The organism is Ferviditalea candida (genome assembly GCF_035282765.1).
In the GTDB taxonomy this organism is placed as follows: domain Bacteria; phylum Bacillota; class Bacilli; order Paenibacillales; family KCTC-25726; genus Ferviditalea; species Ferviditalea candida.
The window spans coordinates 43,615-69,835 of record NZ_JAYJLD010000005.1; the positions used below are offsets into that span (position 1 = coordinate 43,615).

The 26,221-nt window shown below is 51.6% G+C and carries 24 protein-coding genes and 1 pseudogene; 19 read left to right on the forward strand and 6 right to left on the reverse strand.

What is annotated here, in order from left to right; all coding sequences use genetic code 11:
• The first annotated feature begins 161 nt into the window (after positions 1-161).
• The 6 genes from VF724_RS04845 to VF724_RS04870 all read left to right on the forward strand — a co-directional run bounded on the left by VF724_RS04845 (position 162) and on the right by VF724_RS04870 (position 5,462).
• Entirely contained in the window at positions 162-1,019 is an 858-nt protein-coding gene (locus VF724_RS04845) for an ABC transporter permease (RefSeq protein WP_371753095.1), read from the forward strand.
• Between the two features lie 42 nt (positions 1,020-1,061).
• Complete coding sequence (locus VF724_RS04850) at positions 1,062-2,171, forward strand: taurine ABC transporter substrate-binding protein (RefSeq protein ID WP_371753096.1); 1,110 nt, start codon at positions 1,062-1,064, stop codon at positions 2,169-2,171.
• Between the two features lie 23 nt (positions 2,172-2,194).
• Entirely contained in the window at positions 2,195-2,983 is a 789-nt protein-coding gene (locus VF724_RS04855) for an ABC transporter ATP-binding protein (protein WP_371753097.1), read from the forward strand.
• A gap of 126 nt (positions 2,984-3,109) precedes the next feature.
• Entirely contained in the window at positions 3,110-3,979 is an 870-nt protein-coding gene (locus VF724_RS04860) for a polysaccharide deacetylase family protein (protein WP_371753098.1), read from the forward strand.
• Between the two features lie 77 nt (positions 3,980-4,056).
• Entirely contained in the window at positions 4,057-5,007 is a 951-nt protein-coding gene (locus VF724_RS04865; RefSeq protein ID WP_371753099.1) for an SDR family oxidoreductase, read from the forward strand.
• 275 nt (positions 5,008-5,282) lie between these two features.
• A complete protein-coding gene (locus VF724_RS04870; RefSeq protein WP_371753100.1) occupies positions 5,283-5,462 on the forward strand; it encodes a DUF7167 family protein in 180 nt (59 codons plus the stop codon).
• 185 nt (positions 5,463-5,647) lie between these two features.
• Here the strand turns inward: VF724_RS04870 and VF724_RS04875 are convergent, their stop codons facing one another.
• Complete coding sequence (locus VF724_RS04875; RefSeq protein ID WP_371753101.1) at positions 5,648-6,073, reverse strand: DUF2621 domain-containing protein; 426 nt, start codon at positions 6,071-6,073, stop codon at positions 5,648-5,650.
• Positions 6,074-6,398: 325 nt separating this feature from the next.
• On the opposite strand from VF724_RS04875, the gene VF724_RS04880 reads away from it, so the two are divergent.
• The 4 genes from VF724_RS04880 (at position 6,399) to ppnP (ending at position 11,277) form a co-directional block, all read left to right on the forward strand.
• Complete coding sequence (locus tag VF724_RS04880) at positions 6,399-7,517, forward strand: deoxyribonuclease IV (protein WP_371753102.1); 1,119 nt, start codon at positions 6,399-6,401, stop codon at positions 7,515-7,517.
• A 103-nt stretch (positions 7,518-7,620) separates the two neighbouring features.
• A complete protein-coding gene (gene purU / locus VF724_RS04885; RefSeq protein ID WP_371753103.1) occupies positions 7,621-8,514 on the forward strand; it encodes a formyltetrahydrofolate deformylase in 894 nt (297 codons plus the stop codon).
• 379 nt (positions 8,515-8,893) lie between these two features.
• A complete protein-coding gene (gene tkt / locus VF724_RS04890; protein WP_371753104.1) occupies positions 8,894-10,912 on the forward strand; it encodes a transketolase in 2,019 nt (672 codons plus the stop codon).
• A 47-nt stretch (positions 10,913-10,959) separates the two neighbouring features.
• Complete coding sequence (gene ppnP / locus VF724_RS04895) at positions 10,960-11,277, forward strand: pyrimidine/purine nucleoside phosphorylase (protein ID WP_371753105.1); 318 nt, start codon at positions 10,960-10,962, stop codon at positions 11,275-11,277.
• A 159-nt stretch (positions 11,278-11,436) separates the two neighbouring features.
• Here the strand turns inward: ppnP and VF724_RS04900 are convergent, their stop codons facing one another.
• Positions 11,437-12,720, reverse strand: coding sequence for an NAD(P)-binding domain-containing protein (locus VF724_RS04900; RefSeq protein ID WP_371753106.1), 1,284 nt, complete (start codon positions 12,718-12,720; stop codon positions 11,437-11,439).
• A gap of 102 nt (positions 12,721-12,822) precedes the next feature.
• On the opposite strand from VF724_RS04900, the gene VF724_RS04905 reads away from it, so the two are divergent.
• The 4 genes from VF724_RS04905 to VF724_RS04920 all read left to right on the forward strand — a co-directional run bounded on the left by VF724_RS04905 (position 12,823) and on the right by VF724_RS04920 (position 16,855).
• Complete coding sequence (locus VF724_RS04905; protein WP_371753107.1) at positions 12,823-14,178, forward strand: glucose-6-phosphate isomerase; 1,356 nt, start codon at positions 12,823-12,825, stop codon at positions 14,176-14,178.
• Positions 14,179-14,447: 269 nt separating this feature from the next.
• Positions 14,448-15,080 carry a YigZ family protein gene (locus VF724_RS04910; protein ID WP_371753108.1) on the forward strand — a complete coding sequence of 211 codons (633 nt, stop codon included), beginning with the start codon at positions 14,448-14,450 and terminating at the stop codon, positions 15,078-15,080.
• A 412-nt stretch (positions 15,081-15,492) separates the two neighbouring features.
• Entirely contained in the window at positions 15,493-15,924 is a 432-nt protein-coding gene (locus VF724_RS04915; protein ID WP_371753109.1) for an NfeD family protein, read from the forward strand.
• A 58-nt stretch (positions 15,925-15,982) separates the two neighbouring features.
• Positions 15,983-16,855 carry an SPFH domain-containing protein gene (locus VF724_RS04920; protein ID WP_371753228.1) on the forward strand — a complete coding sequence of 291 codons (873 nt, stop codon included), beginning with the start codon at positions 15,983-15,985 and terminating at the stop codon, positions 16,853-16,855.
• A 374-nt stretch (positions 16,856-17,229) separates the two neighbouring features.
• Here the strand turns inward: VF724_RS04920 and VF724_RS04925 are convergent, their stop codons facing one another.
• Positions 17,230-17,982, reverse strand: a complete 753-nt coding sequence (locus VF724_RS04925; protein ID WP_371753110.1) for a DUF3891 family protein — start codon at positions 17,980-17,982, stop codon at positions 17,230-17,232.
• A gap of 209 nt (positions 17,983-18,191) precedes the next feature.
• Between VF724_RS04925 and VF724_RS04930 the strand changes: the two genes are divergently transcribed.
• The 5 genes and pseudogenes from VF724_RS04930 to VF724_RS04950 all read left to right on the forward strand — a co-directional run bounded on the left by VF724_RS04930 (position 18,192) and on the right by VF724_RS04950 (position 21,512).
• Positions 18,192-19,178, forward strand: coding sequence for an ABC transporter ATP-binding protein (locus VF724_RS04930; RefSeq protein ID WP_371753111.1), 987 nt, complete (start codon positions 18,192-18,194; stop codon positions 19,176-19,178).
• Entirely contained in the window at positions 19,175-20,311 is a 1,137-nt protein-coding gene (locus tag VF724_RS04935; protein ID WP_371753112.1) for an ABC transporter permease, read from the forward strand. The genes VF724_RS04930 and VF724_RS04935 overlap by 4 nt, the downstream gene beginning before the upstream one ends.
• 148 nt (positions 20,312-20,459) lie before the next feature.
• Positions 20,460-20,621: pseudogene (locus VF724_RS04940) on the forward strand (S-layer homology domain-containing protein); the annotation flags it as partial.
• 43 nt (positions 20,622-20,664) lie between these two features.
• Positions 20,665-21,153: an S-layer homology domain-containing protein gene (locus tag VF724_RS04945; protein WP_371753113.1), complete on the forward strand. Its 489-nt coding sequence runs from the start codon at positions 20,665-20,667 to the stop codon at positions 21,151-21,153.
• Complete coding sequence (locus VF724_RS04950; protein WP_371753114.1) at positions 21,150-21,512, forward strand: hypothetical protein; 363 nt, start codon at positions 21,150-21,152, stop codon at positions 21,510-21,512. Before VF724_RS04945 ends, VF724_RS04950 begins: the two co-directional genes overlap by 4 nt.
• 215 nt (positions 21,513-21,727) lie before the next feature.
• Here the strand turns inward: VF724_RS04950 and VF724_RS04955 are convergent, their stop codons facing one another.
• The 3 genes from VF724_RS04955 to VF724_RS04965 form a co-directional block, all read right to left on the reverse strand.
• The gene (locus tag VF724_RS04955; RefSeq protein ID WP_371753115.1) at positions 21,728-22,615 is read right to left on the reverse strand and encodes a stalk domain-containing protein; all 888 of its coding nucleotides are present in this window, start codon (positions 22,613-22,615) and stop codon (positions 21,728-21,730) included.
• Between the two features lie 81 nt (positions 22,616-22,696).
• Complete coding sequence (locus VF724_RS04960; RefSeq protein WP_371753116.1) at positions 22,697-24,274, reverse strand: bifunctional metallophosphatase/5'-nucleotidase; 1,578 nt, start codon at positions 24,272-24,274, stop codon at positions 22,697-22,699.
• Between the two features lie 508 nt (positions 24,275-24,782).
• Positions 24,783-26,138 carry a YeiH family protein gene (locus VF724_RS04965; protein ID WP_371753117.1) on the reverse strand — a complete coding sequence of 452 codons (1,356 nt, stop codon included), beginning with the start codon at positions 26,136-26,138 and terminating at the stop codon, positions 24,783-24,785.
• Positions 26,139-26,221: the final 83 nt, after the last annotated feature.

A 26,221-nucleotide genomic window follows, 5' to 3' on the forward strand; every position in this document is an offset into this window, starting at 1 on the left:
TTTCCGGGGGTGTGCTTGACGGACTTTAAATAGGGGGTTATGATACTATAATAAATAGCCTAAATTGGAAATTAATGGCGACAAAATCCCCTAAACTTCTACATAATAGGCGCTCGATTATCTTCACAAATCTTTTATTAAAAAGGGCGTGAGGACTCAGTATGAAGGGAAACACGGCGGAAAGCACAAAGCATGAGAAAAACAGGGCATCTCCTTTGGGTTTGAGAAATAATAAATTGGAGAAATCGCGCAAGCTCTCCCCTGAGACTTTCATCACTGCGGGCACGATCATCGCCATTTTTCTGCTCTGGTTCGTGATTTCCAAGCTGCATTTGGTGAATGCGACCTTCTTTCCTTCGCCCGCGCAAACCTGGTCGGCTTTCCAGGATATCCTCTTAAACGGGTATAAGGGAGAAAGCTTGCTCTATCATTTGTACAACAGCTTGTTCAGGCTGTTCGCCGCTTTTTTTCTGGCCGTTATAACGGCGGTTCCATTGGGTTTGATGAGCGGATATTCCTCCAAAATCCGAGCCGCCTTGGATCCGATCATCGAATTTTACCGGCCGCTTCCTCCGCTATCCTACTACACCCTGCTTATCCTCTGGTTTGGAATAGAGAACACTTCCAAAATCGCCCTCTTGTATCTCGCCGCATTTGCTCCCATTTATCTTGCAGCCATGTCTGCCGTAAAGGGCGTCTCGATCGATCGGTTACATTCCGGAGAATCGCTTGGAGCGAATAAATGGCAGGTCTTTCGTTATATTATTTTCCCTTCATGCTTGCCGGAAATTTTCACCGGTATGAGAACCGCTTTGGGCTTTGCCTATACCACATTGGTGGCGGCGGAAATGGTGGCTGCCGTTTCGGGAATCGGCTGGATGGTGCTCGATGCGAGCAAATATCTGCGCAGCGATATCATGTTTGTAGGCATTATCATCATGGGTATTACCGGAATTTTGCTTGACCGGCTGTTTCGAATGATAGAAAGCAAACTGATCCCGTGGCGGGGCAAAGATTAAGGCGAAAATTAAGATGGATGAATAAAAAGGGAGGTTACCGCAATGAAAGCTGCGAGAAAATGGGGTTTAGGCGTTTTTTCGATTTTCTGTTTGGTCTTATTTGCCGCATGCGGCAATCAGCAGGCGTCGCCATCCGGCCAATCAAGCGCTGCTCCTGCCAGCACGGCTTCAGCCCAACCGCAGTCCAATTCGGGCGACACCGCCAATCTAAAGATGCCCAAAGAGATCCGCATCGGCTACCAGGTCATCCCGAATGCGGAATTATTGGCCAAAGCCATGAAGTTTTACGAGCAAAAATTTGCAGGCGTCACCGTAAATTGGCGTCAATTCCAATCGGCCAGAGATGTGAATACGGCAATCACGGCCGGATCGATTGACGTCGGACTCATCGGATCGAGCTCGGTCGCGACCGGTATCGCTCAGGATCTTCCTTATCAGGTCATCTGGATCCATGATATCATCGGCGATAACGAAGCGCTGGTTGTCAAAAAAAACAGCGGCGTCAGCTCGATTAAAGATACGGTCGGCAAGAAAATTGCGGTTCCGTTCGGCTCAACGACTCACTACAGCTTTTTATCCGCATTAAAGCTCAACAATATCGACCCAGCGAAGGTGACCATTCTCGATATGCAGCCTCAGGAAATGCTTGCCGCCTGGAAAGCGGGACAAATCGACGGAGGCTATGTCTGGTATCCGATCTTGGGTGAAATGGAGAAAGACGGGAACGTCATTATTACCAGCCGCAATTTGTCTGAAAAAGGGATTATTACGGCGGATGTATGCGTGGCCAGCAAGGATTTTATCAAGAACTATCCGGCTGCGGTGACCAGATATATCGAAGCCTTGGATCAATCGGTCAAATTTTATCGTTCCTCGAAAGATCAGGCGGTTGCGGCCATGGCGAAGGAATTGAACGTCTCCGAGGCGGATGCCAAGCTCTTCATGGATCAATTGGTTTGGTTGGACGCCTCAGAGCAGGCCGGGGATAAATATTTGGGGACACCGGACAACAAAGGGCAATTTGCCAAAGCCTTAATGGATACGGCCGAATTTTTGAAAGGTCAGAAGGTGATCGCATCGGTGCCGGATCTGGATACATACAAGGCGGCTCTCCAGTCCCAATTTGTGACGGCGGTAAGCAAAGAAAAATAGTGTTTCCTTCGGGAGGGAGTCTATTGAATTTGACAGCCGCGATGCCGAACGTGATCGAAACGAAAAATGTCAGTCTTGTCTACAAGACGGAATCCCGGGAAGTCACAGCGCTGCAGGATATTCATTTGGAAATCAAGGAAGGCAGCTTCGTCTGCGTATTAGGTCCGTCGGGCTGCGGAAAAACCTCGCTCCTGCGCATTCTGGCCGGCTTTCAGCAGCCGACCTCGGGCGAGGTCCTGCTGGATGGAAAAGCGATGTCCCCCAAACCCGATAAAAGCCGGGGAGTCGTTTTTCAGCAGCATACGCTTTTTCCGTGGCTAACGGTTGAGAAGAATGTGGAATTCGGCTTGAAAATGCGCAAGGTGCCGGAGCGGGAGCGCAAGCAAACTGTGGACCGCTATCTGGAAATGGTGGGACTTTCCCAATTCAAAAAGACGGCGCCTTACGAGCTGTCGGGCGGGATGAAGCAGCGCGCTTCGATTGCCAGAGTGCTGGCCAATGACCCGAGAATCGTTTTGATGGATGAACCATTCGGCGCTTTGGACGCTTTTACGAAGGAACAGATGCAGGAAAACGTGCGTCAGATCTGGATCAAGACCAATAAAACCTTTTTTCTGATTACCCATGACGTGGATGAGGCGCTGCTGTTGGGAACACATATCATTGTGATGTCTCCCAGGCCGGGCAGAATCATTCGAGAATTCGACAGCCGCCTGACCTATGAGATTCAGGAAGGCCAAAGCCGTGCCTACCGCATGAACAAACAGATTCTGGAAAAGCGCGAGGAAATTTTGAATCTGATCACCCATTGATTTTGAATCAGATACGGAAAGAAAAAGGCGTTCTAAGCCGTTGCCGGTTTGAACGTCTTTTTTGCTTGTCACTTATTGAATGAAGAAGAATTTTTTAACGCATACCATGACAAGGAGGTGTGAAATATGAAGCAAAAGACATTTGTAGTGCCGACAGTTCTGATTTGTTTGATGACTGCGATTGCGGCGTGCGTTCCCAATCAAGCGGATTCGGGAAAGTTGGCGGTCAAGCGCGATGGGGGCTTCCGGCAGTATGCGGCAGGACAAGCTGGAAGCGAATCATTGACGGATGTTCAACTAAAGAAAAGACTGATCGGCAAATATCAGGTTCCGAAAGAATGGGGGGAGCAGGTAACCGGAGTCAAGACCATGCTGAACACATCTGAGAAAGTGATCGCGCTGACCTTTGACGCATGCGGAGGGATAAACGGCAGCGGATACGATGCGGAATTGATCCATTATCTGAGACAGCAAAATATCCCGGCAACGCTTTTCATCAACAGCCGCTGGATTGAAGCGAATTACTGGGCGTTCATCGCCCTATCCAAAATTCCGTTGTTTGAAATTGAAAACCACGGCACGGAGCACAGGCCGCTCTCCATGAACGGCCGGTCGGCATGGGGAATCAAGGGTACGGACAATGTCGGTGAAATCGTGGACGAGGTTTTGGCAAACCATCGAAAAATCCAGAAATTAACCGGAAGGGAACCGAAATTTTTCCGTTCCGGGACTGCATATTATGATGAAGTTGGGGTGAAGATTGCCAACGAGCTCGGCGAGCAAATAGCCGGCTTCCGCGTTCTTGGCGATGCCGGGGCTACATACAGCAAACAACAAGTCAAGAATGCCCTGCTCAATGCCGCTCCGGGGTCGATTGTCATTTTGCATATGAATAAACCAAAAAGCGAGACGGCAGAGGGAGTCATGCTGGCGATACCCGAGCTGAAAAGGCAGGGATACCGGTTTGTGAAATTGGAGGACTATCCCTTGAAGTAAATATCCTGGAGTCATTGACATGCAGTGCCTGCCTCCTTTAGCATGAAGGTAAGTCGATATCGGACGTGGAGGCAGTCATGGCAACATATTTGGTCACCGGCGGCGCGGGATTTATCGGATCGGGCTTGGTTGAAGCGCTGTTGAAGCGGCATCACGAAGTCAGGGTGCTGGACAATTTCAGTTCCGGCACGGTGCATAATTTGCGGGAGGTTCAACGGGACGTTGTCCTGATTCATGGGGATATCCGCGATCCTGAAGCTTGCCGGAAGGCGGTTTCAGGAGCGGATTACGTTCTGCACCATGCGGCGCTGTCCTCGGTTCCGCAGTCTGTCGCCAACCCGGCAGCCGTGCACGATGTGAATGTCACCGGCACGTTGAATATCCTTATTGCCGCGCGGGACTGCGGAGTGAAGCGAGTCGTGCTTGCTTCCTCCTCCGCCGTTTACGGGAATTCCCCGGAGCTCCCCGAAGTTGAGACCCTCCGTCCCGATCCCGTATCCCCGTATGGCGTTTCCAAGCTGTTCTTGGAGACCTATGCCGGTCTATTCTACCAAGCTTACGGGCTGGAAACAATCAGCTTGAGATATTTCAACGTATTCGGTCCAAGGCAGGATCCGGACTCTCAATATGCCGCAGTGATTCCGAAATTCATTACGGCTTTGCTCGGAGGCCGGGCGCCCGTAATTTTTGGAGACGGGGAGCAGACCAGGGATTTCGTGTTTATCGAAGATGTCGTTCAAGCCAATCTCCAGGCATGCGCCGCGGGCCTTGACGCATGCGGCAGAGCCTATAATGTGGCCGGCGGGGAACGAATCAGTGTGAATCGGCTGGTTCAAGAAATCGGACAATTGTTGAATGAGCAAACGGAGCCGCTTTATGAGGCGGCGCGGCCGGGGGACATCAGGCACAGCTATGCCGACATTTCGCTGTCCGCCGACCTGTTGAATTTCCGGCCGGAGGTGAGCTTGCGGAGCGGTCTGTCGCGAACGATTGCCTGGTATCGGGAGACAGTGATTAATGATAAATAATCATATATCCCACAACACCGAGCAGAAAAGCCAGAATGATACCCATCGTGATCACAATGCCAACTGCGGACATCCAGTCGTTTCTTTCTTTTGCCTTCATTCCTGTATCCTCCTTTTTTCACACAGTATTCCTTTTTTTCTTGCGGAAAATTCATGCCGATGAGTTTTCCCTGTTGGATATTCATGTCGGCGGGGAGGACAGCCGCCCAGAGCAATTCCGGGGTAAATGTCATATACTTGTAGCAGAACATTTGTCCCGAAAAGGAAGATGAACAATGAAGGTGAAATGCAAAGTATCCATCGGCGGAACGGGAAAAACAAGGAAAGCAGTGCTGGAAATAGACGACCGCGAGCTCGAGGGTTTAACGGAGAGCGAGCAGATTGAAGTGATCAACCGCTATTACCACGAATGGTTATGGGGTACGATCGATGCGGAATGGGAAGCCGAGGAATAGCCGGCAGGGCAATTCGTTTAAATAAATCAAGAGGAAACGTGTAAATAAAATGGAGGAAAGCCGAACAGCACCGCCAATCGGTCTGCGGTGCTGTTCGGACTGGATGCAGTTTTTTCCGTCCGCAGTTTTCTTCTGTCCTTCGAAGGATGATTTCGTTCCGGCTTCCGCGCTCTATCTCACACGCACTATCTTAAAAGATGCTCGTATCTGCTGTAATCGATGTTTTGCTTTTGCAAAAAGCGGATCAGGCTTTTGTGGTCTCTTTTTGGAGTAGCGAGAATATAGCCTTCGATGCAAAGCTCCCGGGTAATTTCGGGTGCTTGCTTTTCCAAGGCGATCTGTGCGATTTTGGCTGCAATGGAATGCCTGGCGATGTCGCGGAACGCTTTGGGAACGGGAGAGACGAGCTCTTCGAGAAATTCCTTCGCTTCACCGGTCCACAGATGACGGCTCGATTCGACATAATGATTTTGCCAGTCCAGCTTCGACTTCCCGTCGGCCATCGGCAGCGCCTTGAGAAATTTGCGGAACATGAAGTATCCGCCAATCCCCATCAATCCAACCAGCAGAAACACCCAAAAAAAGATAAACCACATGAAACCGCTGTTCATGTCTTTTTTCACCTCTGTAGAATAAATTCATGATTTATCCCGGCCTCATTTTCGGGTTCAATAGAATTATACCGCATTCCTAGATTTATTTCGATGTTCACTGTAAAATAGAAAAGAACATTGTCAGTGAGACGTCCCATGCCATTTTCATGGCATCAGCACATGATGAAAATGGCATGGGATGCGTCCTTGAAGAAATCATATTTATACTGAAGGCGGGCTGCTTCTGCTGTTTCTGAAAATGGAAAATACCGACGCTTTAACGGTTTTTTCGTTTTCAGAAAGTTAATTTGAAATGTATTTTCAGGATTGGAGAGATTGTCTTATGAAAATTGGCTCCCATGTTTCGTTTTCCGACAAAGGTCTGCTGAACGCGGCGAACGAAGCGGTAAGCTACGGCTCCGGGACGTTCATGATTTATACCGGAGCGCCGCAGAACACGAAAAGAAAGCCGATCGAGGATCAATACATTGAAGAGGGCAAGGAAATCATGCGGCAGCATGGAATCGGCGAGATCGTCGTGCACGCCCCTTATATTATTAATCTCGGTTCCTACAAAAAAAATACATTCCAGCTTGCCGTCGATTTTCTGATAGATGAGATCCGCCGCACTGAATATATCGGAGTCCGCAATATTGTGCTCCATCCGGGCGCTTATACGGACATGGATGCCGAATACGGGATCAACCGGATTGCCGAGGGCTTGAACGAAGTGTTGAAAGCGACGTCGGACACGAATGTGAACATTGCATTGGAAACGATGGCCGGCAAAGGCTCGGAAATCGGCAGAAGCTTTGAAGAGCTTGCCGCGATTATGGACAAGGTGGAGGACAATGAGCGCCTGACCGTTTGCTTTGACACCTGCCATACGCATGATGCCGGCTATGATATCGTCAACGATTTTGACGGGGTGATGCAGGAATTCGACCGCTTGATCGGCTTGAAACGGCTGGCGGTGATGCATCTGAACGACAGCAAAAACGAGCGGGGCTCCGGCAAAGACCGCCATGCCCCGGTCGGCTCCGGCTGGATCGGTTTCAAGGCGATGAATGAGATCGTTCATCATGATGCGGTGAAGCATCTTCCGATGATTCTCGAAACGCCCTGGATCGGCAAAGACAAAAACAACCAGCGGCCGATGTATGAAGCGGAGATCGCGCTGCTTCGGGGGGATTACAAGGAACGCTTTGGCGAACAATTCCTGAAGGAGCTTGAACAGCTGGATTACCATTTGACCAAGCAGGACATTGACCGCAGGGATTTTGTCGTCCAGACATGGACGCTTCTCAAATCGGACGCCAAGGCGAAGAAGGCCGACCCGCGGGAACCGATGGAAAGGTTGTATGACTTGGTTGTGGAGAACCGTTGGTTCCCGGAATTGCCGGAAGAGCAGATCAATCAGCGGATTACCGCCTGGTTTGCGGGAAAAGAGATTCTGAAGTAGATTCAGGGCCGCTTTCAGTAGAATTTAGTTTTACGGAAGTGAATTTTTAAGATAGATAATTAAAAAAAGCTTGTTTTAGGAACTTGGAGGGAAAACAAACCGTATGCATCCTTTTTCGCATCATGCCAGCAAAGTCCAAGCAAATATGAATCGGGCCCGCATGCTCATCGCTTGTCCCGACCGGCCCGGAATCGTCAGCGCGGTGTCGAGATTCCTGTTTGACCACGGAGCCAACATCGTTCAGTCCGATCAATATACGATGGATCCGGAAGGCGGGATGTTTTTCATCCGGATCGAATTCGATTTGGAAAACTTGCATGAAAAGCTGGAAGCGGTGAAGCAGGGTTTTCAGCCCGTCGCCGAACAATTTGAGATGAATTGGCGGATCACCGAGGCAAACCGGAAGAAGCGCTTGGCCATTTTCGTATCCAAGGAGGATCACTGTCTCTTGGAGTTGCTGTGGCAGTGGCAGGCCGGTGATCTGCATGCGGATATTTCCATGGTCATCAGCAACCATCCGGATATGCGGGAGATGGTCGAATCGTTCGGCATCCCGTTTCATCACGTTCCGGTGACGCAAGATACGAAGCCGCAGGCCGAGCGCCGGCAGCTTGAGCTGGTTGAGGGGAAGGCCGATACGATCATTTTGGCCCGGTACATGCAGATCATTTCGCCGAAATTCATTGAGCATTATCAAGACAGCATCATTAACATCCATCATTCCTTCCTGCCGGCCTTTGTCGGAGGCAAGCCGTATGCTCAGGCTTATCATAGAGGCGTCAAGATCATCGGCGCCACTGCCCATTATGTCACCGAGGAATTGGACGGCGGCCCGATTATTGAGCAGGACGTGCAGCGGGTCAGCCATCGTGACAATGTCGACGACCTCAAGCGGATCGGCAGGCATATCGAACGGATCGTCTTGGCCCGTGCGGTATCCTGGCATGCCGAGGACCGGATTATCGTTTACCAGAATAAAACCGTGGTGTTTAATTAAAGCTATCCGGCCGGATTCACAGCGGGCTGGCGGAAAGCCTTGCACCCCGTACCCGGATGCACAGGACGCCGAACCGAAAACCTTGCACTCTGTTTTCGGATGCTTATTAGCGCAGGATTGGAAAACTTGAACTCCGTACCGTGATGCTTATATTGGTCGGATAGGAGACATTGAACCCCGTAACTTGATGTTTAATGGCACCGGGTAAGGAGATGTTGGATCCCGTACCCGGATGCGAACGGTGCGGGGTTCGTTCTGCATGATCAGAGAAGCTTTGCCGGTAGTTTAACGGTTAAAAGTGGTAAAGCGCCCGGTCAAATGGTACAATAATGCAAGCGATGTTCATTAATTGCAGCGATGTTAATTAGGAGGAATCAAAATGAGTGTGACAAAGTCCATCGATCAGCTTTCGGTTGACACGATCCGTACCTTGTCGATCGATGCGGTGGAAAAAGCGAATTCCGGCCATCCGGGAATGCCCATGGGGGCGGCGCCGATGGCTTATGAACTTTGGGCCCGCTTCATGAAGCACAATCCCGCCAATCCGACCTGGATCAATCGGGACCGTTTCGTGCTGTCCGCAGGACACGGCTCGATGCTGCTGTACAGTCTTTTGCACCTGTGCGGCTACGATTTGTCCATGGACGATCTCAAAAATTTCCGCCAGTGGGGCAGCAAGACGCCCGGACATCCCGAATACGGGCATACGCCGGGTGTGGACGCGACCACCGGTCCGCTGGGACAGGGGATCGCCATGGCGGTGGGAATGGCAATGGCGGAAACCCATTTGGCGGCAGTGTACAATAAAGAAAATTTCCCGGTGATCGACCATTTTACATACAGCATTTGCGGAGACGGGGACCTGATGGAAGGCATCTCAAGCGAAGCGGCTTCGCTTGCCGGGCATTTGAAGCTGGGCAAATTGATCATTCTGTACGATTCCAATGACATTTCTCTTGACGGAGATCTGAATTTGGCATTTTCCGAGCATGTGCTGACCCGCTTTCAAAGCTACGGTTGGCAGACGCTGCGGGTGGAAGACGGAAACGATCTAGAAGAAATCGGCAGGGCAATTAAGCAGGCTAAGGCCGATTTGTCCCGTCCGACGCTCATCGAGGTTAAGACCGTTATCGGTTTCGGCAGCCCGAACAAAGCAGGTAAAGGCGGGCATGCGGGACCTCACGGATCGCCGCTCGGCAAGGAAGAAGCGAGGCTGACGAAGCAATTCTACGGTTGGCCGGAGGAACCCGATTTTCTCGTGCCCGATGAAGTCCGGCAGAATTTTGCCGGGATCAAGGAAAAAGGGCGCCTGGAGGAGGATGCATGGAACCGGATGATGGCCGAATACCGCAGCTCCTATCCGGAGCTGGCCGATCAGTTCAAGCTTGCGGCCAACGGCCAACTTCCCGAGGGATGGGATGCCGATCTGCCCGTTTATTCGACGGCGGATAAACCGATTGCCACCCGCGCGGCATCCGGCGGCGCGCTGAATGCGATTGCCAAGAAGGTGCCTGCGCTGTTCGGCGGTTCGGCTGATCTCGAATCCTCGACCAACACGCACATGAAAGGGATGAATATCTTCCACGGGGAAGATTACAGCGGGCGCAACGTATATTTTGGCGTCAGGGAATTTGCGATGGGCGCGGCAGTCAACGGAATGATGCTGCACGGGGGAGTAAGGCCGTACGGCGGGACATTCTTCGTGTTCTCCGACTATCTGCGTCCGGCCGTGCGGCTCAGCGCACTGATGAAGCTGCCGGTGATCTATGTGTTCACCCATGACAGCATCGGCGTCGGCGAGGACGGCCCGACCCATGAGCCGATTGAACAGCTTCCCGCGCTCCGCATCATCCCCGGGGTTACGGTCATCCGCCCGGCCGACGGCAATGAGACCTCTGAGGCTTGGCGCTTTGCGATGGAGAATCAAGGCGGGCCCTGCGCGCTTGTGTTGTCCCGCCAGGCGCTGCCGATTCTCGAGGGTACCGCCGAGAAGGCACGCGAAGGTATCCGGCGGGGCGCTTATGTAGTGGCGGACGCTGCGAACGGCAAACCGCAGGCGCAGATTATTGCGACAGGTTCCGAGGTGCAATTGGCGCTGGCCGCCCGAAAAGTGCTGAGCGGCAGCGGCATCGATGTGCGCGTCATCAGTATGCCGAGCCGCGAGCTGTTCGACCGGCAGCCCAAGGAGTACCGCGACACCGTCATTCTTCCGGAGGTAAAAGCGCGCCTGGCGGTGGAAATGGCTCATCCGCTCGGATGGGAGCGGTACGTCGGCGATCAGGGAGCGATTCTCGGAATCGATCGGTTCGGCGCCTCCGCACCGGGCGGCAAGGTGATCGAAGAGTACGGCTTCACCGCGGACAATGTCGCGGCGATGGTGAAGGAACTGCTGAAATAAACGAAATTTTGTCCCAAAAAAACCGGATCGATAAGGAGATAGACAGCATGACCCAGTTCAACAACGCCACTGTAATCAAAAAAGCCAACGTGTATTTTGACGGAAAAGTGACCAGCCGCACCGTGCTGCTGCCCGATGGAAGCAAGAAAACGCTGGGCATCATGCTGCCGGGCGAGTATGAGTTCGGCACCGATCTGAAGGAAGTCATGGAGATTTTGGCCGGGGATCTGAAGGTTCAGCTTCCCGGAAGCGAGGAATGGCTGGAAATCAAAGAAAGCGGGGAGTTTACCGTCCCCGCCCGATCCAAGTTCAAATTGCAGGTTGCACAAGTCACCGATTACTGCTGTTCGTATATCGCCGATTAATGAGGCCGGATAGAGGCAGCAATCGATGGCAAGCGTCCCGTTAATCCCGTTAGGCATCGTAACGAAATAATTTCCACTAAATTGTCAGCAAAGATCAATTAAACCGTTTGATACTTTGCCGACAAAAGTGGAACTAATTTCATTACGAGCCCCTAGTCGCTATTGCTGCTTCTCCGCATGAAGCCGAACGTATTTCTCCAGCTGTTTCCGGGTATGGGGAGGAAGTCCCGAAAGCATACATCCGTATGTGAATAGGCCTTCCCTAGTCTCCACCCGGATAATTCTTCCGGTAATGGGAGGGAGCCCCGCTTCCTCGGGGAAATGGATAACGACAAACATGTCTTTTGCCAGCGGAAATTTGGAGGCGATTTGCAGGCCGGATTCTGAAAGGTCCTGAAGGATGCCCTCGATAATCTGACCGGAGAACGCGCCTTCTCTTTCCCACTGGTAGACCGACAGCTGCAGCCGTATGTTCAGCGTGACTCTCGCGTTTTTTCGCCGTTCGGATCCGGACGTTTCTCCATCAAGCGATTGCGGCTTGTCCGTTGTCGGAACCTTTCCGCCGATCGGCTGACCGATCCAATCTTCGTAACAACGAACCACCGAAGAAAAATCCAGCGCACCGAGTCCTTTTCCTTCGGCGATTTGAAACAGGCTTCGAGCCGTCTGCATCAGCGGCATGGGAAGCTTCATCCCGGCGGCGAAATCCGAGGACAGGTCAAGATCCTTGAGCATCAACTCCAGCGAGAATTGCGGCGCGAAATCCCTTTTCAGGATTTTATCGCGTTTGAGCTCCGCTTGTTTGCTGGCAGCAGCGCCATTGAGAACCACCTCGAAAAAGCGCTCCAGATCAATTCCCGATCGGGCGGCCATCGCCAGGCCTTCGGACAAAGCAGCGTTATTGATCGCGGCGATGGTGTTGTGGGCCAATTTTGTTTGCGAACCGGAACCGGCAGGCCCCATATAGACGATTCGTCGGCCCATGCCTTGAAAGACATCGAGATTTTCCAAAAACACGTCATGGCTGCCGCCGACCATGAACGTCAAGGTTCCATCGGTCGCCGCAAGCTTGCCTCCGCTTACGGGAGCGTCGAGGAAATTCACGAAATGCGCGGCCAGATCGCGGTGAATCCTCAGACTGAGCCGAGGGGAAACCGTGCTGCAGTCGATGACGGTCAGCCCGGGGTGCACGCCTTCCATAATCCCGCCGCTGCCGTACAGGACCTCTGATAAAGCGTTGTCATTGCTGACCATGGTAAACAGCGTGTCCGCGGATCGGGCGGCCTCAGCCGGAGAACCGGCCGCTTCGGCGCCGATTTTTTCCAGCTCGGCGGTTTTTTCAGACGTCCGGTTGTAGGCGATGACGTGAAACCCTTTTTTCGCCAGATTTGCAGCCATCGGCAAACCCATCGTGCCCAAACCAATGAAACCGATTGTTTTCATATGTATTCACCTCTGGATTTTATTGTATCATGGATGAAAATTCCTGTGAATCACTTCACTTGCGGAAATTGTCGCTTATTCAAAGAAACGGGGAGGTAAAATATGACGGGCAAGCTAGTTTTCGACTACAGCAATGCGCTGAATTTTGTGGGACGGCATGAAATCGACTATCTGGCGGAGCCGATTCGTACGGCTCACCATCAGCTACACAATAAGACGGGACCTGGATCGGACTTTCTCGGATGGGTTGATCTCCCTGCGAATTTCGACAAGGGCGAATTTGCGCGGATCAAAGAGGCGGCCGAGCAAATCCGCTCCGATTCCGATGCGCTGGTCGTGATCGGCATCGGCGGTTCTTATCTGGGTGCAAGAGCGGCTGTCGAGATGCTGCAGCATTCTTATTACAACTTGCTGCCGAAGGCGCAGCGGAATGGGCCGGAAATTCACTTTGCCGGAAACAATATCAGCTCCACGTATTTGACCCATTTGCTCGAAGCGTTGGAGGGCAAGAATTTTTCCGTCAACGTGATATCCAAATCGGGAACGACAACCGAGCCGGCCATCGCCTTCCGAGTGTTCCGCGAGGCGCTCGAGAAGAAATACGGGAAGGAAGAAGCGCGCAAGCGCATCTTTGCTACCACGGACAAGCAAAAAGGCGCGCTGAAGCAGTTGGCCGATGCGGAAGGATACGGGAGCTTCGTGATTCCGGATGACGTCGGCGGACGCTACTCCGTATTGACTGCGGTGGGCCTGCTGCCGATCGCTGCGGCGGGCATCGATATCGATGCGTTGATGAAAGGCGCGGCCGACGCCATGACCGAATATGCCATTCCGGATGTGGCAGGGAATATGAGCTATCAGTACGCGGCAGTCCGCAACGCGCTTTACCGCAAAGGCAAAGTGATCGAGATTCTGGTGAATTATGAGCCATCCCTGCATTATCTCTCGGAATGGTGGAAGCAGCTGTTCGGAGAGAGTGAGGGGAAGGACGGGAAGGGGATTTATCCCGCATCCGTCGATTTTTCCGCTGATCTGCATTCAATGGGGCAGTTCATTCAGGAGGGCAGCCGCAATCTGTTTGAGACCGTCATTCAGATCGGCAAGGCGAAGCGGGAAATGGTGATCGGAACGGAGGACGAAAATCTGGACGGCTTGAATTTTCTGGCCGGCAAAACGATCGATTTCGTCAACAAAAAGGCGTTTGAAGGAACGATGCTGGCCCATACGGACGGCGGCGTTCCCAATTTGACCGTCGCAATTCCGGAGATTTCTCCTTATTGGTTCGGGCATTTAGTCTACTTTTTCGAGAAAGCCTGCGCGGTCAGCGGATATTTGCTGGGCGTCAATCCGTTCGATCAGCCCGGTGTGGAAGCCTATAAGCAGAACATGTTCGCCTTGCTGGGCAAGCCGGGATTCGAACGGCGGAAAGCGGAACTGGAAGCCCGTTTGTGTCAGTAAGCGGCTGGAAGCCTGTCCGACGATATACTCAGGTGAATATTTACTGAATTTTATGGTGATTCCGGATAAGGGATGGCACTTCACCGCTGTTGAAATTCAAGTTGTCTTAAATTTATCTAATGGTAACAACTTGATTTCAAAGGCGGACGTAAACTTTTCGTACCATTTCCTTATCCCTCCATCACCACTTTGAATAAATTCTTCACCTGTATATTTTTCGTCGGACAAACTCGCCGCTTACATACTAACCTACTAAAGGAAGTCAGGCCATGCTGGAGCGTTACAAAACGGTTGAACAATACGGATCATCGGAAATTGTCATCAAAAAATCCCGCTTTATCGGACATGCGAAGCCGGCGGCCTCCGAAGAGGAGGCCCTTGAATTTATTGAGGAAATCCGCAAAAAGCATTGGGACGCCACACACAACTGCTTCGCCTACATGATCGGGGAGCGGGATCAAATCCAGAAGCAGTCGGACGACGGGGAACCGAGCGGTACGGCGGGCAAACCCATTCTGGAGGTGATCCGGCATCAGGGAATGAAGAACATTGCGGTGGTGGTGACCCGATATTTCGGGGGGACCATGCTGGGCGCCGGAGGGCTGATCCGGGCCTACACCGACGGCGCTGCGGCCGGCATTCAAGCGGCCGGTCCGGTCGAACAGGTGCTGCATCGCGAGGTTTTTGTTGAAATCGACTACACCTGGCTGGGGAAATTGGAGAATGAATTGAGAACCCGCGGTATGCCGATGGGCGAGACGCGGTTTGCCGATAAAGTTACCTTGACCTGCCTGCCGGTCGATTCCGAAGCGGAAAGCGCCGGCGATTGGCTGATCGATTTGACGCAGGGACAAGGTATTGTTTCATTTGGAGACGCGCGATATTTGTCCCGTGCCATATAAGAGCGTGTTCAAAAAGTTGGGTCGCTGCACAAAAGGGGTGCGCCTCCGGCCGCTGTTGGAACCGTAACTCAACCGATTGTTGGATGAAGTTCTCGACACTCCCGATGCCGATGCATATCTCAAGATGGAGCAGATCATGCTGGCAATTATATGAAAAACTATGCGCAGCCGGAGAAAATCCGCTGCCTTGAACAATTTTCCGCAGTGGTTCATGTAGCGGATAAAGAAAGGCGGTTTGTCCCCAGCTCAAAGGAGAATGTCCCGTGGGTTCTCTTCCTGTCCGTTCACGGCTTCATCACGCATTGTATTCATGCATGCACCAAACCCCGATTCATATTTTTTGTATCCTTTCGCAAGCCGGAACGTATAAGTACTATGATGAGTTTGTATCCATACAAGAAGGGAGAGAGCCATGTCGATGTGGATGATCTGGTTTGCCGCCGGTGTAATCCTGATAATTGCGGAAATGACCACCTTTACTTTTTATTTGCTGTGGCTGGGCATCGGCGCTTTTATTGCGGCTTTGCTGGCCTGGTTGTTTCCGGAATCGATTTGGCTGCACATTCTGGCAGCCAGCGTCGCGGCGATCCTGCTGGCCGTTTTCGGAAAACCGTTTGCCAAGCGGTTTCAAACCGGTAAAGGGTTCAAAGACGCGGTGGACGAACTGGTGGGCAAACACGGCGAGATGCTGGAACCGGTCGCGCCGGGAAGCATGGGAATCGTCCGCGTGGGTGTCGAGACGTGGAGCGCGATCTCGGAGGAAGCGCTGGATAAAGGCGACAAAGTCATTGTAGTGAACCGCAGCAGCACCGTTCTTCATGTTTTAAAATGGAAAGGAGAATGAATCTATGGATTATATCCTGCTTATCGTCATTTTGATCTTTGCCATCGTGTTTGTCGCGATGTCTGTCAGAATCGTTCCCCAGCAGGTTGTAGGCGTGGTCGAGCGATTGGGTAAGTTTCAGAAGTTGCTGAGGCCGGGTTTGAATATCGTCATTCCCGTAATTGACCGCGTCCGCCTCTATCACGATTTGCGCATTCAGCAGGCCAACGTGCCGCCGCAAACCGTTATTACCAAGGATAATGTTCAGGTGCAGATAGATACGATCATTTTTTATCAGGTTGTGGGGCCGGAGCAGGCTACCTACGGAATTTCCGACTATGTCATGGGGGTCCGCAACATTACCACCGCGACACTTCGGCAAATCATCGGCAAGTTGGAATTGGACGAAACCTTGTCCGGACGCGAAAAGATCTCTGCGGAGATCCGGATCGCGCTGGATGAAGCCACGGAAAAATGGGGCGTGCGCATTGAACGCGTCGAGGTCGTCGATATCAAGCCGCCGACGGATATTCAGGAAGCCATGGATAAGCAGATGAAAGCGGAGCGAAACCGCCGGGCCATCATCCTGGAGGCCGAAGCCGCGAAGCAGGATATGATTCTGCGGGCCGAAGGGGATAAAAAAAGCAACATTCTGAAGTCGGAAGGGGAAAAGGAAGCGCGGATCCTGCAGGCCGAAGGTTTCAAAAGGTCTCAGGAGCTGGAGGCGGAAGGGCAGGCGAAAGCGATTCAGCTGATCGCCGAGGCCGAACGCAACCGTATCGAACAGCTGCGGGCAGCCGGATTGGACGAACAGATCCTCGTGTACAAATCGTTCGAAGCGCTGAAGGAAATCTCCCAAGGCCCGGCCAACAAGGTGTTCATTCCTTCCGGCGCCGTGGAGACGCTGGGCAGCATCGGCGCCATCGGCGAGATGCTGAAGGTAAAGTCATAAGACGCTGAAGCAAAATTGAATACGCCCGGATTGTGAGGAACACGCCGCTCATTCCCCTGGTTGGGAGAGAGCGGTTTTTTGTTTGAGCTGTTCGCCCAAAAAAAACCCGGCTCCCGCCGGGCAACATGTATGAAGCATATTGAGTGAGGAGGTTCACTATCCAACCAATGGCAGACGTTAACCGGCGTATTGAAGAAAAGCAAAATAAGCCGGCAGCGGTCCAAACCGGTGCGCCCCCACCGGCATTAACAACATTGTTGTCATGTCCTCCCTTCGTGTGGAATGTGACTGTTCCCTTGCCTTCATATTTTACGCAAATATCCATGCCGCAGTTTGGGTGCTTATCCCTAAGCGGCGAAATATGGGCTGGGAGTTTAAACGAATTGCACTTTTCTTTCCGTGAATGGGGCTTGAATATAAGATTCATGAATGCCCAATCGGGAAGTGTCGGCTTTGCTTACTGCTTTTAAGGCAACCGTGCAAACGGTGCGTTCCTTTAACGGCAGGGGACTTAAAACAATCGACTCGGTATCCGCCCAACGGGCCGTAATTTTCTCGTTTTGCAAAAAGGCAAAGCGCTGCGGGAATCCGGATCGGTACCAGCGGATCTGTTCCGTCGGAGTTCCCGGCTCCATCAGGCAGATGAACAGGGAAAGATCATCGCAGAACTGCAGGAGATCGAAATGGAATTTCAGCGATTCGGGGGCGATGGGTGCCAGCTGATTGACCATTTGGGCTTGCCGGGCTCGTTCGGCTTGGCAAAAAAACACAAGCTCATCCTGCTTGGAGAAGCCGCATAAATGCTCATAGTGCATGCTGCACAGCAATCCGGCATACACGTTCGACGCAGACACCTCGTCAATACCTTTGGAATAAAAGATCAGCCTGATTTTTGCGGGAAAATCAATAAAGGAAAACGGCGCCCCCTTCCTATCATTCCAAAGCGGGGTTTCATCCAAATCAATCCATGCCCGATCATGCTCCGCGATGGCGAGTTCAACATCCTCCCTCCTTTCGGGGCACTCGAACAATTCGGGCAACCAGGCTTTGGCAATCTGAGAGGAAAGTTCCGCGTGATCATGCTGTCTGATCATGACAAAATCTTGTTCGCGTTCGTAAACGATCATTTCTCAACCTCCCAAATTTCATTCGATTCCTTGCGATTCGCTCTGAATCGGAAGCCTTTTCATAATAATACGATATTCAGGCTGGAAGCGATCATTGCCCGTCCATGATCGGATTTTGTTTCCCGTACAATATTTTCCATGCTGAAAAATGATATAATGAAGTCGCTCAATAATATGATGAGATGAGCTGTGGAGGGAACCGAATGGAAATGTCCGAAATGCAACCGCACCATCAAAAGGCTGCCGATGACGATACGATCATTGAAGTGGACGGATTGATCAAGAAATACGGAAGCTTTGTCGCCGTCAACGGTGTCCGTTTTACTGTGAGGCGGGGAGAAATCTTCGGCCTGCTCGGGCCGAACGGAGCCGGGAAAACAACCACGATGGAAATGATCGAGGGACTCCGCAAGCCGGACGGAGGCCGTGCGCTTGTTGCCGGCTTTGATACGCAGAAGGATTTGAAAAAAGTCAAAGAGGTCATCGGCGTGCAGTTGCAGTCGACCTCGTTGTTCGATTTGCTCAAGGTCGGCGAAATTACCCGGATGTATGCCAGCTTTTATCGAAGGTCGGTGCCGATCGAGCCGCTTCTCGACAGCATGATCCTGAAAGAAAAGCTGAACGACCGGGTGAAGAACTTGTCGGGCGGCCAAAAGCAGCGTCTGGCCATTGCCCTTGCGCTGGTCAACGACCCGCTGGTGCTGTTTCTGGACGAGCCGACGACGGGACTCGACCCGCAGGCGCGGCGCACGTTGTGGGATATTATCCTGAAGCTGAAGGAGCAGGGAAAAACGATCGTGCTCAGCACGCACTACATGGATGAAGCCGAGATATTATGCGACCGCATCTGTTTGATGGATCAAGGAAAGGTCATCGCTCTTGACACGCCCGGCAACTTGATCCGGGGCCTGCAGTCGGACGGCGCGATCGAATTCCGCCTGCCGGAAGAAAGCGGCGGCGCAGCTGCCCGCGCAGAAGAGCTGGCCGGACGGCTGCAGTCGATTCGAGCGGTGAAACAGACGGATGTGCGAAAGGATGCATACGTGCTGTACACGGACGATCTTCAGGCGTCCTTAACCGATTTGATCCAAAAAGCGTCCGAGCTGAATGTCAGGCTGACCGATCTCAGCACGCGAACGGCAACGCTGGAGGACGTCTTTATTCACATGACGGGAAGGAGTCTGCGAGAAGAATGAAAGCCTATCTCCAATTGACGGCAGCCCAGCTGCGCATTTTCGCCAGGAACCGGCAGGTCATGTTTTGGACGCTGTTCTTCCCGATCTTTTTCATGGTTATGCTGGGCTCTTTTCTTGGCAATGACGCCGGCATGTCGCTTAGCGGATCCATTATCGATGAGGATGGAAGCCAGGCGTCGAAACAGCTTGTGAAAGCCTTTACCGGCTTGGATAATGTGAAGATCACCGAAACGTCTGACAAACAGAGCGCATTGAAATCGTTGAACCAGGGTGACAGCGACCTTGTCATCGTGATTCCCAAAGGTTACGGGGAGCGGCTGCCTGTCACAACGGCGGGCGGACAATCGGCAAAGGCGGAAGCGGCAAATGCTCAAACCTCGGCAGCGCAGATTATCACGTACTATGATCAAACGAACAAGCTGAAATCGAGCTTTGCGCTGCTTGCGGTCAATCAGATCGTGGACGGCGTCAGCAAGCAGTGGGTGCATTACCAACCCGCGGTCACCGTTGAGGAAAAGGGGGTGCAATCGCTCAATCTGAAGTATATCGATTTTCTGGTGCCGGGCATTGTCGCGATGATGATCATGTCCAACAACCTGAACGGGGTCGCCGGGCAGATTGCCTCCTGGCGGGAGCGGGGCATTCTCCGCCGCATGCAGAGCACAACGCTCAACGCTTCCACCTTCATTGCCGCGCAGATTACCGCAAGGCTGCTGATGAACGGACTGCAGGCATTTATCGTGCTGCTGGTCGGCAATCTTATATTCGGTACTCAAGTGAACGGCTCTTGGCTTCTGCTCTTGTTCTTCGTGGTTCTGGGGACGCTGGCGTTCATGTCGATCGGGTTCATTATCGCCGGATTGGCCAAAAATCCGGAAAGCGCCGGGCCGATCGCCGGATTCATCTCGTTTCCGCTGTTGTTTCTGGGCGGCATATTTTTTCCGATCAACAATATGCCGGCTTTTCTGCAGCCGATCGTCAAGGCGCTGCCGATCTCCCATTTGACCACCGCGCTCCGGCAGGTGATGAATGTCGGAGCGGGCTGGACCGAATTGTGGAACCAAGCGGCCCTGCTCGGCGGCTGGATGGTTGTTGCGTTCATCATCGCCAGCCGGACGTTTAAGTGGGAATGAGACGAACCAAATTTTGGGTTCCCTTCGGAACTATTTGCATGTAAGATAGTGTATGATAGAAAATGAACGTAAAATAGCAAATGGAAATGGTTTGCCGTCTTTTTGATCATGCTCGTAATGACGAATCTTTCTTTTTACCAACCGGCCCGTGGTCGCCAGAATCAAAAATCTCTCGGATCAGACCCTGCCCGCATCGCCTTATTCGGATGTTCCCGGGCATCATTGGGCCTATCATTACATCTATGAAATGACGAACGCGGGGTACATGTCCGGATATCAGGGGAAATTCCGCCCGGATGAGCCGATCACCCGTGCCGAGCTCGTTTCACTGATCCTACAGATGCGCGACATTCATGCGGTTCCGCTGTCGGGGGTTTGCCGATACCGCAGGCCACTGGGCCGAGGATATCATCGGAACGGCAAAATCGCTGGGGCTTGTCGACGGGATCGGCGGGAATCTGTTCGAACCCGATCAATATATCGAACGTCAGTCGGCAGCCAAACTGATCGCCGTCGGACTGTTCAGGGGTGAGCTGAAGGACGGGGACGTTCCTGTGATTCAGCACTTCCCCGATATTCCCCCGGATCTCTGGTCGTTCGGCTGGGTCGAGGAGGCCTCTTCGGTAGCGCATGAATCGGTACATCGCAATATCGGTGAGGAATCATTGATTCTTATCTGCCGAAACAAACGGAACCTTTTTGAGCATGCCGGTTTTAACCAGCGGCGTTGTCTGTGTCGTCCGGCGAATTCAATGCTTCATCGCGTGAGGTTAGAATATTCAATTTTCCTAAAATATGCTATGCTGGAAGCAGGTATATCGGGGAAGGGGCGGTCGCGATGAAGCGGGAAAATACGGTTTGCGTTCAAAAAGTCAAGATCGGTTTTGATTTTTTGCCGGAGCAGCGGCGCAGGGGCGAAACTTTGCCGCTCCATGGTATTTCCATGCAGCATGTAACCTCCCAGTCGGTCAGGTTCTTCAAGGATTATCTGACCGAACGCCTGGAACGGATTGCCGGCATGATGGAGCTTCTTGCATCTGTTCATCCGGGATGGACGATCTCAGGGAACAAGATCAAGGTTGTGATGGAAACGGATTCCTATGATTTTAACGATGCTTTGAAGCTGCTTCGGGATCATGGCTATGAGGATGACGAATTCAGCCTGCAGGTCGAGTATGAGCGCAAGTGGGGCATGCTGTAAACGAAAGAAGGGGGTGGCCCAAAGGAAATATCGGTAATTCCACTGGACCCCTCTTCATTTGGAAATGTATCGAAATGGCGGGATTTTTGATCCTTTGCCCTATATCTATAGATCACGTTAGGCCAGAGGATCACTAATAAAGGAACGATGACAGTGTGGCGTTCGTCCCTGCTTATGAACAAGCAGGGTTCACAAAAATTAATGCTGGGTGCAATTTATTTTTGCCGAAGCAGATCCAGCAGTTCCGAGTGTTCACGATGTTCGGCAATATCTGCGGCAGTTTCTCCTTCATTGTTTTTTATTTTTGTGTCGGCGCCTGCTTTCAGTAAAGACGCAGCTATTTCAAAATTCCCTGTATAAGCAGCATACATTAACGCTGTCCATTTCAGGTGGTTTTTACCGTCAGGATTCGCCCCTGCCTGAAGTAATTCGTTTGCAATTTCTGTGCTTCCATACCTCGCTGCCCACGTCAAAGGAGTATCGCCATCTTCCGTAACGAAGTTCGGATCGGCTCCTCCAGTCAGCAATGCTTTCACAGAGCCGGTGTTATTGTAGAATACAGCGGTCATTAAGGGAGTCCAGCCGTTATTGCCTTTGCCATCAGGATTCGCCCCTTCCGCCAGCAATTTCGTTATTTGCTCCGCATCGTCATGTTCTGCCAGGCTCATTAGCAACGACTCTTTGGAAGAGAAAATATATGCGATTTGAGCATCATGATCCCATTTCGTGTAACCGTCAAAAGCTTGGCCGATAAAAGGAAGGGGAATCATCGTTGTTCCATTGATAATTTGCGCTTCAACCGGCATGGTCAGCGAAACGCCGTTCTTTTCAGCTTGCTTTGAACCGATTTTCACGACAATATGCATATCGTTCATTTTTACCGTGGCTGTCCGTTTATTTCCATCCCACTCGACTTGAGCACCAGCCTGTTCGAAAATACCGCGCAGCGGTAAAAGGATGTGGCCATCCTTTTGCACCGTGGCCTGGTCAAATTGATGTTCCGTCCCATCGATGCTTATGGTGATCATTTGTTCGGCAGCGATTATACCGGAAGAGCTAAAAAGCATAGACAATACCATGATGATTTGAAATATTCGCTTCATTTGTCGAACCTCCACTAATTCATTTGCCTGGATTCAGATGTGTTCCAAAAATACAAGCAATCATCGATTAAAATCCATTTTTTACCGGAACCCATAAGTGGTTCCCGGCAACTGGCTCAGCACCATTCCGTCTGCGTCTGTAGCTTTTACACGTCCCTCGATGTCATAATCAATTACCGGATTTTTTTCTAAAAATATTTCGACCGCTTTGTAATTATCAATATCAAGAACTTCAACATTTTTGACTTTTTTGATGCGGCAAATGATGTTAAGTGGTTCACCCTCGCGGTCACAAGCAGCTACAGTGTAATCTTTATCCATTTGAATAGGCTCACCGTTGACGGTAATAGACTGCACACGCTTACCCTTCGGATTATTGATGGTCATCACAACATGCATACCCGATACACGGACAACCCATCCGCCCACACGCTTGGTTATATCGGTGGAAAATACGGTTTCCAACTCCTGCTCCATCCAGTCCCAAAGCTGCTTTCCCGTTACAGTTCCCCGCTTCAGATTGGCAATGGTGGGGAGCATACTGTAGAGATGCTCGAGCGTAATCGGGCCCGGAGCAATAGGAGGACAGAAGCGGAACCCGTTTGATATGCCGATATCAACGTTCGCCGCAGCTTTTACCGCATCAGTGATCATATTGTCCATCGGAGTTTCAAGAACGCTGTAACGATACAAATATTTTTTCGTTTCCCCCAGTTTTCGCTCAATAACCGGTCTGAAGGGATCCCTTTCTTTTTGAACTGTCACCTTGACTGCAGGGTCTTCGGGATACAAGCTTTCCTCTACAATTTTCAGCTCGTAATTGTAGTCTTTAATTTTTCCAGACTCAACGAATAAATCCAATCGCCCGACAAATGACCCAAAGGATCCTGCTTCAACTACAGGACAAAGGCCGCCGTAAATCGGCTCGTAGGTCCGTTCATGGGTGTCACCGCCAAACAGAAAATCAATGCCTGCCGCCTGGGGTTGCTTGGCGAGGTGTACCTGCTGTGCAAGTCCAAGATGGGCCAGCATCATGACAATATCGCATTTATGCTTATTGCGAAGGATGTCTACTAATTTGGGAATCGATGCCTCAGGTTTGCTAAACTGGATGCCTTCGTGATAACTGGGTGCCTGGCGAAGCTTGGTGTACGGGTCATTGTATCCGATAAAGCCGACTCGTACTCCTCCCACAACTTTTATGAAAAATGGCGGAAACAAACTGGGGCCTGAACTGACTCCTTCATCTCCCCAATACATGTTCGAACAGATGATCGGGTAATTGTATTTTTTCGTGAGATTCATTAATTGCTGCGGACCGTATACCACTTCCCAGTTCCCCGGAATGGCCACATCGTACCCGATTTTATTCATGATGGGGATCAATGCCTCCCCTTCACTTAATGCGGCTACAGCCGACCCTTGAAAGCAATCCCCGCAGTCTACCGCCAATACATTGCCCGGATTTTCTTTTTTAACTTGCTTAAAAAGAGTTGCGATCCTGCTCATCCCACCTGCATTCCGAAACACCGGCCTATTATTTTCCCAGAAAAATTCAGGGTGGGTGAGTACCTGGCCGTGAATATCCGTCGTCTGGAGAAACGTCAATTGTTTAACTTTTCCTGATTGGACGGCAGTGGTTTTGGTGATTTCCTCCAATCTGCTCATTCCGGAGGCAAGACCGGAAACGAGGGGGGAAACGCCGAAACTGAATCCTAACGCCCCGATGTACCGCAACACGTCCCTTCTGGCAACCTTTTTTTCAGCATGTTTTTCATCTCCGCAATGTTTACACACGATTAACCCACATCCTTTGGTAAGGTTTAAGTATTTAATAAAACAAAAAGTTATGAAGTATGCAAAATCAGTATAGTTACTTAGTACTACAGCGGAACTTTCGGCATGCTCTTAGCCCATTCCTTTCATTGTTCTCTTTTTTTGATGGGCTTCCACATGTTCCATGCATCCGCCATAATCGGGCCTTTGCTTTGCGGACGAATAGGGACGGGGGTCGAGCCCAACTCTTTTCGGAAATGCGGTACCTCAACGAAAACCGTTTTTCGGTGTCCGGTAAACCCTTGGGTCTGGCCCAAACATTCCGTCCCCTTAAACCCATTGTAATCAGTCATATCATATGGCTTTCGCTATCCCGGCAGTGCTCCGGACATCAATGGCCTACCGACATCCAGTAGGCTCCCAATACCAGCGCGGACAGTATGAATCCGAGCGGAACGTTGATCAGAACTCCGGTTGTAAACGCGGCCAGCGGTCTCCAGCCAACGGAGGTCAGCTCGCGAAAACGCGTCGTCAGCCCGATGGATAAGAAGCAGAATACAAACGCCCAAGTTCTGAGATTTTTGATCGGATTGATGATATCGGCATTGACGGATTTGGCGGTCGCTTCATCTGCGCCTGCCAGCAGCAGCGTGAGGATGCCGGAAGCGATAAAGAACCCGAGCACAAATTTGGGGAAGCGGTACCAAATCTCTGCCCCGTCCGGTTTGCTTCCCGTTTCGGCTTTTTCCCATTTGGCGACGGAAACGAGCGCCAGAATGAAGCACCAGATGCCGATAAACATGTCGCGGCCGATGACCTTCATCAGGGTAAAGGTGGTGATCGCCTGATCGCCGATGGCTGCCGCTGCGGCGATTCCGGCTGCGTCGGCAAACTCCGAGGTTCCGATCCATGCTCCGGCGGGCCCTTCGGGAATGTCGAAAAGATGGATCAGGATCGGCAGCAGATAAATCATGATGATCGCCCAAACCACGACGAGCGAAATGGATACCGATACATGCTCTTTGTCCGCTTTCACCGCCCCTCCGACGGCAATGGCCGCCGATACTCCGCAGATGGAACCGCCGGCTCCCAAGGTTGCCGCGAATCTTCGATCCAACCCGAACCATTTTGTACCGGCCCAGTATATGCTGAGAAAGGTGACTACGGCGACGACGGTCGCTTGCCCGAAAGCGATCGGTCCGGCCTGAACAATCAATGTAAAGGGGAGTGTGGCCCCCAGCAGCACGATGCCTACCTTTACATAAAATTCCGTCCGCAAAGCGCTTTCAAACCATTTCGGAAGAGGCAGAAGATTACCGATCACCATTCCGATCGCCAGGGCAACCAGAGGAGCCTCCAGGTTATATTTTTGCGCCCACGCCCATGCGCCGAAGATCGAAACCAGCACGCTCATGATGAAAATAATCGTAAAGCCCGGGATGAACTCTTTTAATTTGTAGCCTAATATCTTGACTGCGATGGAAAAAAGCACAAGGAACAGAAGGAATAAGAGCAGCAAGCCTCCGGCGCTTTTGCTCAATGCAGCGGCGACCGTTCCGAATTCGGCCCATTTGGGAATGGACACGCTTACCGATTTGATGGAACCTCCCGACGCCCAGAGAACAAGGGCGAACAGCACAAGTCCCAGTCCAAGCCACACGGCCCACCAGTCTTCCTTCTTGATCAGGTCTGACCATCCTCGGACGGGAACGGGCTTGTTTCCCAGCACAACAGGTTTGTCTAACATCCTCACTACCTCCCAGAATTAATTTATCAAAGGGCGGTTCATGGTTGCCAAAGGTTCCACAAACCCCACGATGATACGACAGG

What these genes read in the sequence shown, in the direction of transcription:
- VF724_RS04935 (WP_371753112.1), top strand. Translation starts at nt 19,175, where the DNA reads ATGAAAGCCTATCTCCAATTGACGGCAGCCCAGCTGCGCATTTTCGCC.
- VF724_RS04915 (WP_371753109.1), top strand. Translation starts at nt 15,493, where the DNA reads ATGTCGATGTGGATGATCTGGTTTGCCGCCGGTGTAATCCTGATAATT.
- VF724_RS04865 (WP_371753099.1), top strand. Translation starts at nt 4,057, where the DNA reads ATGGCAACATATTTGGTCACCGGCGGCGCGGGATTTATCGGATCGGGC.
- VF724_RS04880 (WP_371753102.1), top strand. Translation starts at nt 6,399, where the DNA reads ATGAAAATTGGCTCCCATGTTTCGTTTTCCGACAAAGGTCTGCTGAAC.
- VF724_RS04910 (WP_371753108.1), top strand. Translation starts at nt 14,448, where the DNA reads ATGCTGGAGCGTTACAAAACGGTTGAACAATACGGATCATCGGAAATT.
- VF724_RS04920 (WP_371753228.1), top strand. Translation starts at nt 15,983, where the DNA reads ATGTCTGTCAGAATCGTTCCCCAGCAGGTTGTAGGCGTGGTCGAGCGA.
- VF724_RS04955 (WP_371753115.1), bottom strand. Translation starts at nt 22,615, where the DNA reads ATGAAGCGAATATTTCAAATCATCATGGTATTGTCTATGCTTTTTAGC.
- VF724_RS04905 (WP_371753107.1), top strand. Translation starts at nt 12,823, where the DNA reads ATGACGGGCAAGCTAGTTTTCGACTACAGCAATGCGCTGAATTTTGTG.
- VF724_RS04925 (WP_371753110.1), bottom strand. Translation starts at nt 17,982, where the DNA reads ATGATCGTTTACGAACGCGAACAAGATTTTGTCATGATCAGACAGCAT.
- ppnP (WP_371753105.1), top strand. Translation starts at nt 10,960, where the DNA reads ATGACCCAGTTCAACAACGCCACTGTAATCAAAAAAGCCAACGTGTAT.
- tkt (WP_371753104.1), top strand. Translation starts at nt 8,894, where the DNA reads ATGAGTGTGACAAAGTCCATCGATCAGCTTTCGGTTGACACGATCCGT.
- VF724_RS04860 (WP_371753098.1), top strand. Translation starts at nt 3,110, where the DNA reads ATGAAGCAAAAGACATTTGTAGTGCCGACAGTTCTGATTTGTTTGATG.
- VF724_RS04845 (WP_371753095.1), top strand. Translation starts at nt 162, where the DNA reads ATGAAGGGAAACACGGCGGAAAGCACAAAGCATGAGAAAAACAGGGCA.
- VF724_RS04900 (WP_371753106.1), bottom strand. Translation starts at nt 12,720, where the DNA reads ATGAAAACAATCGGTTTCATTGGTTTGGGCACGATGGGTTTGCCGATG.
- VF724_RS04965 (WP_371753117.1), bottom strand. Translation starts at nt 26,138, where the DNA reads ATGTTAGACAAACCTGTTGTGCTGGGAAACAAGCCCGTTCCCGTCCGA.
- VF724_RS04930 (WP_371753111.1), top strand. Translation starts at nt 18,192, where the DNA reads ATGTCCGAAATGCAACCGCACCATCAAAAGGCTGCCGATGACGATACG.
- VF724_RS04950 (WP_371753114.1), top strand. Translation starts at nt 21,150, where the DNA reads ATGAAGCGGGAAAATACGGTTTGCGTTCAAAAAGTCAAGATCGGTTTT.
- VF724_RS04850 (WP_371753096.1), top strand. Translation starts at nt 1,062, where the DNA reads ATGAAAGCTGCGAGAAAATGGGGTTTAGGCGTTTTTTCGATTTTCTGT.
- VF724_RS04945 (WP_371753113.1), top strand. Translation starts at nt 20,665, where the DNA reads ATGCGGTTCCGCTGTCGGGGGTTTGCCGATACCGCAGGCCACTGGGCC.
- purU (WP_371753103.1), top strand. Translation starts at nt 7,621, where the DNA reads ATGCATCCTTTTTCGCATCATGCCAGCAAAGTCCAAGCAAATATGAAT.
- VF724_RS04875 (WP_371753101.1), bottom strand. Translation starts at nt 6,073, where the DNA reads ATGAACAGCGGTTTCATGTGGTTTATCTTTTTTTGGGTGTTTCTGCTG.
- VF724_RS04870 (WP_371753100.1), top strand. Translation starts at nt 5,283, where the DNA reads ATGAAGGTGAAATGCAAAGTATCCATCGGCGGAACGGGAAAAACAAGG.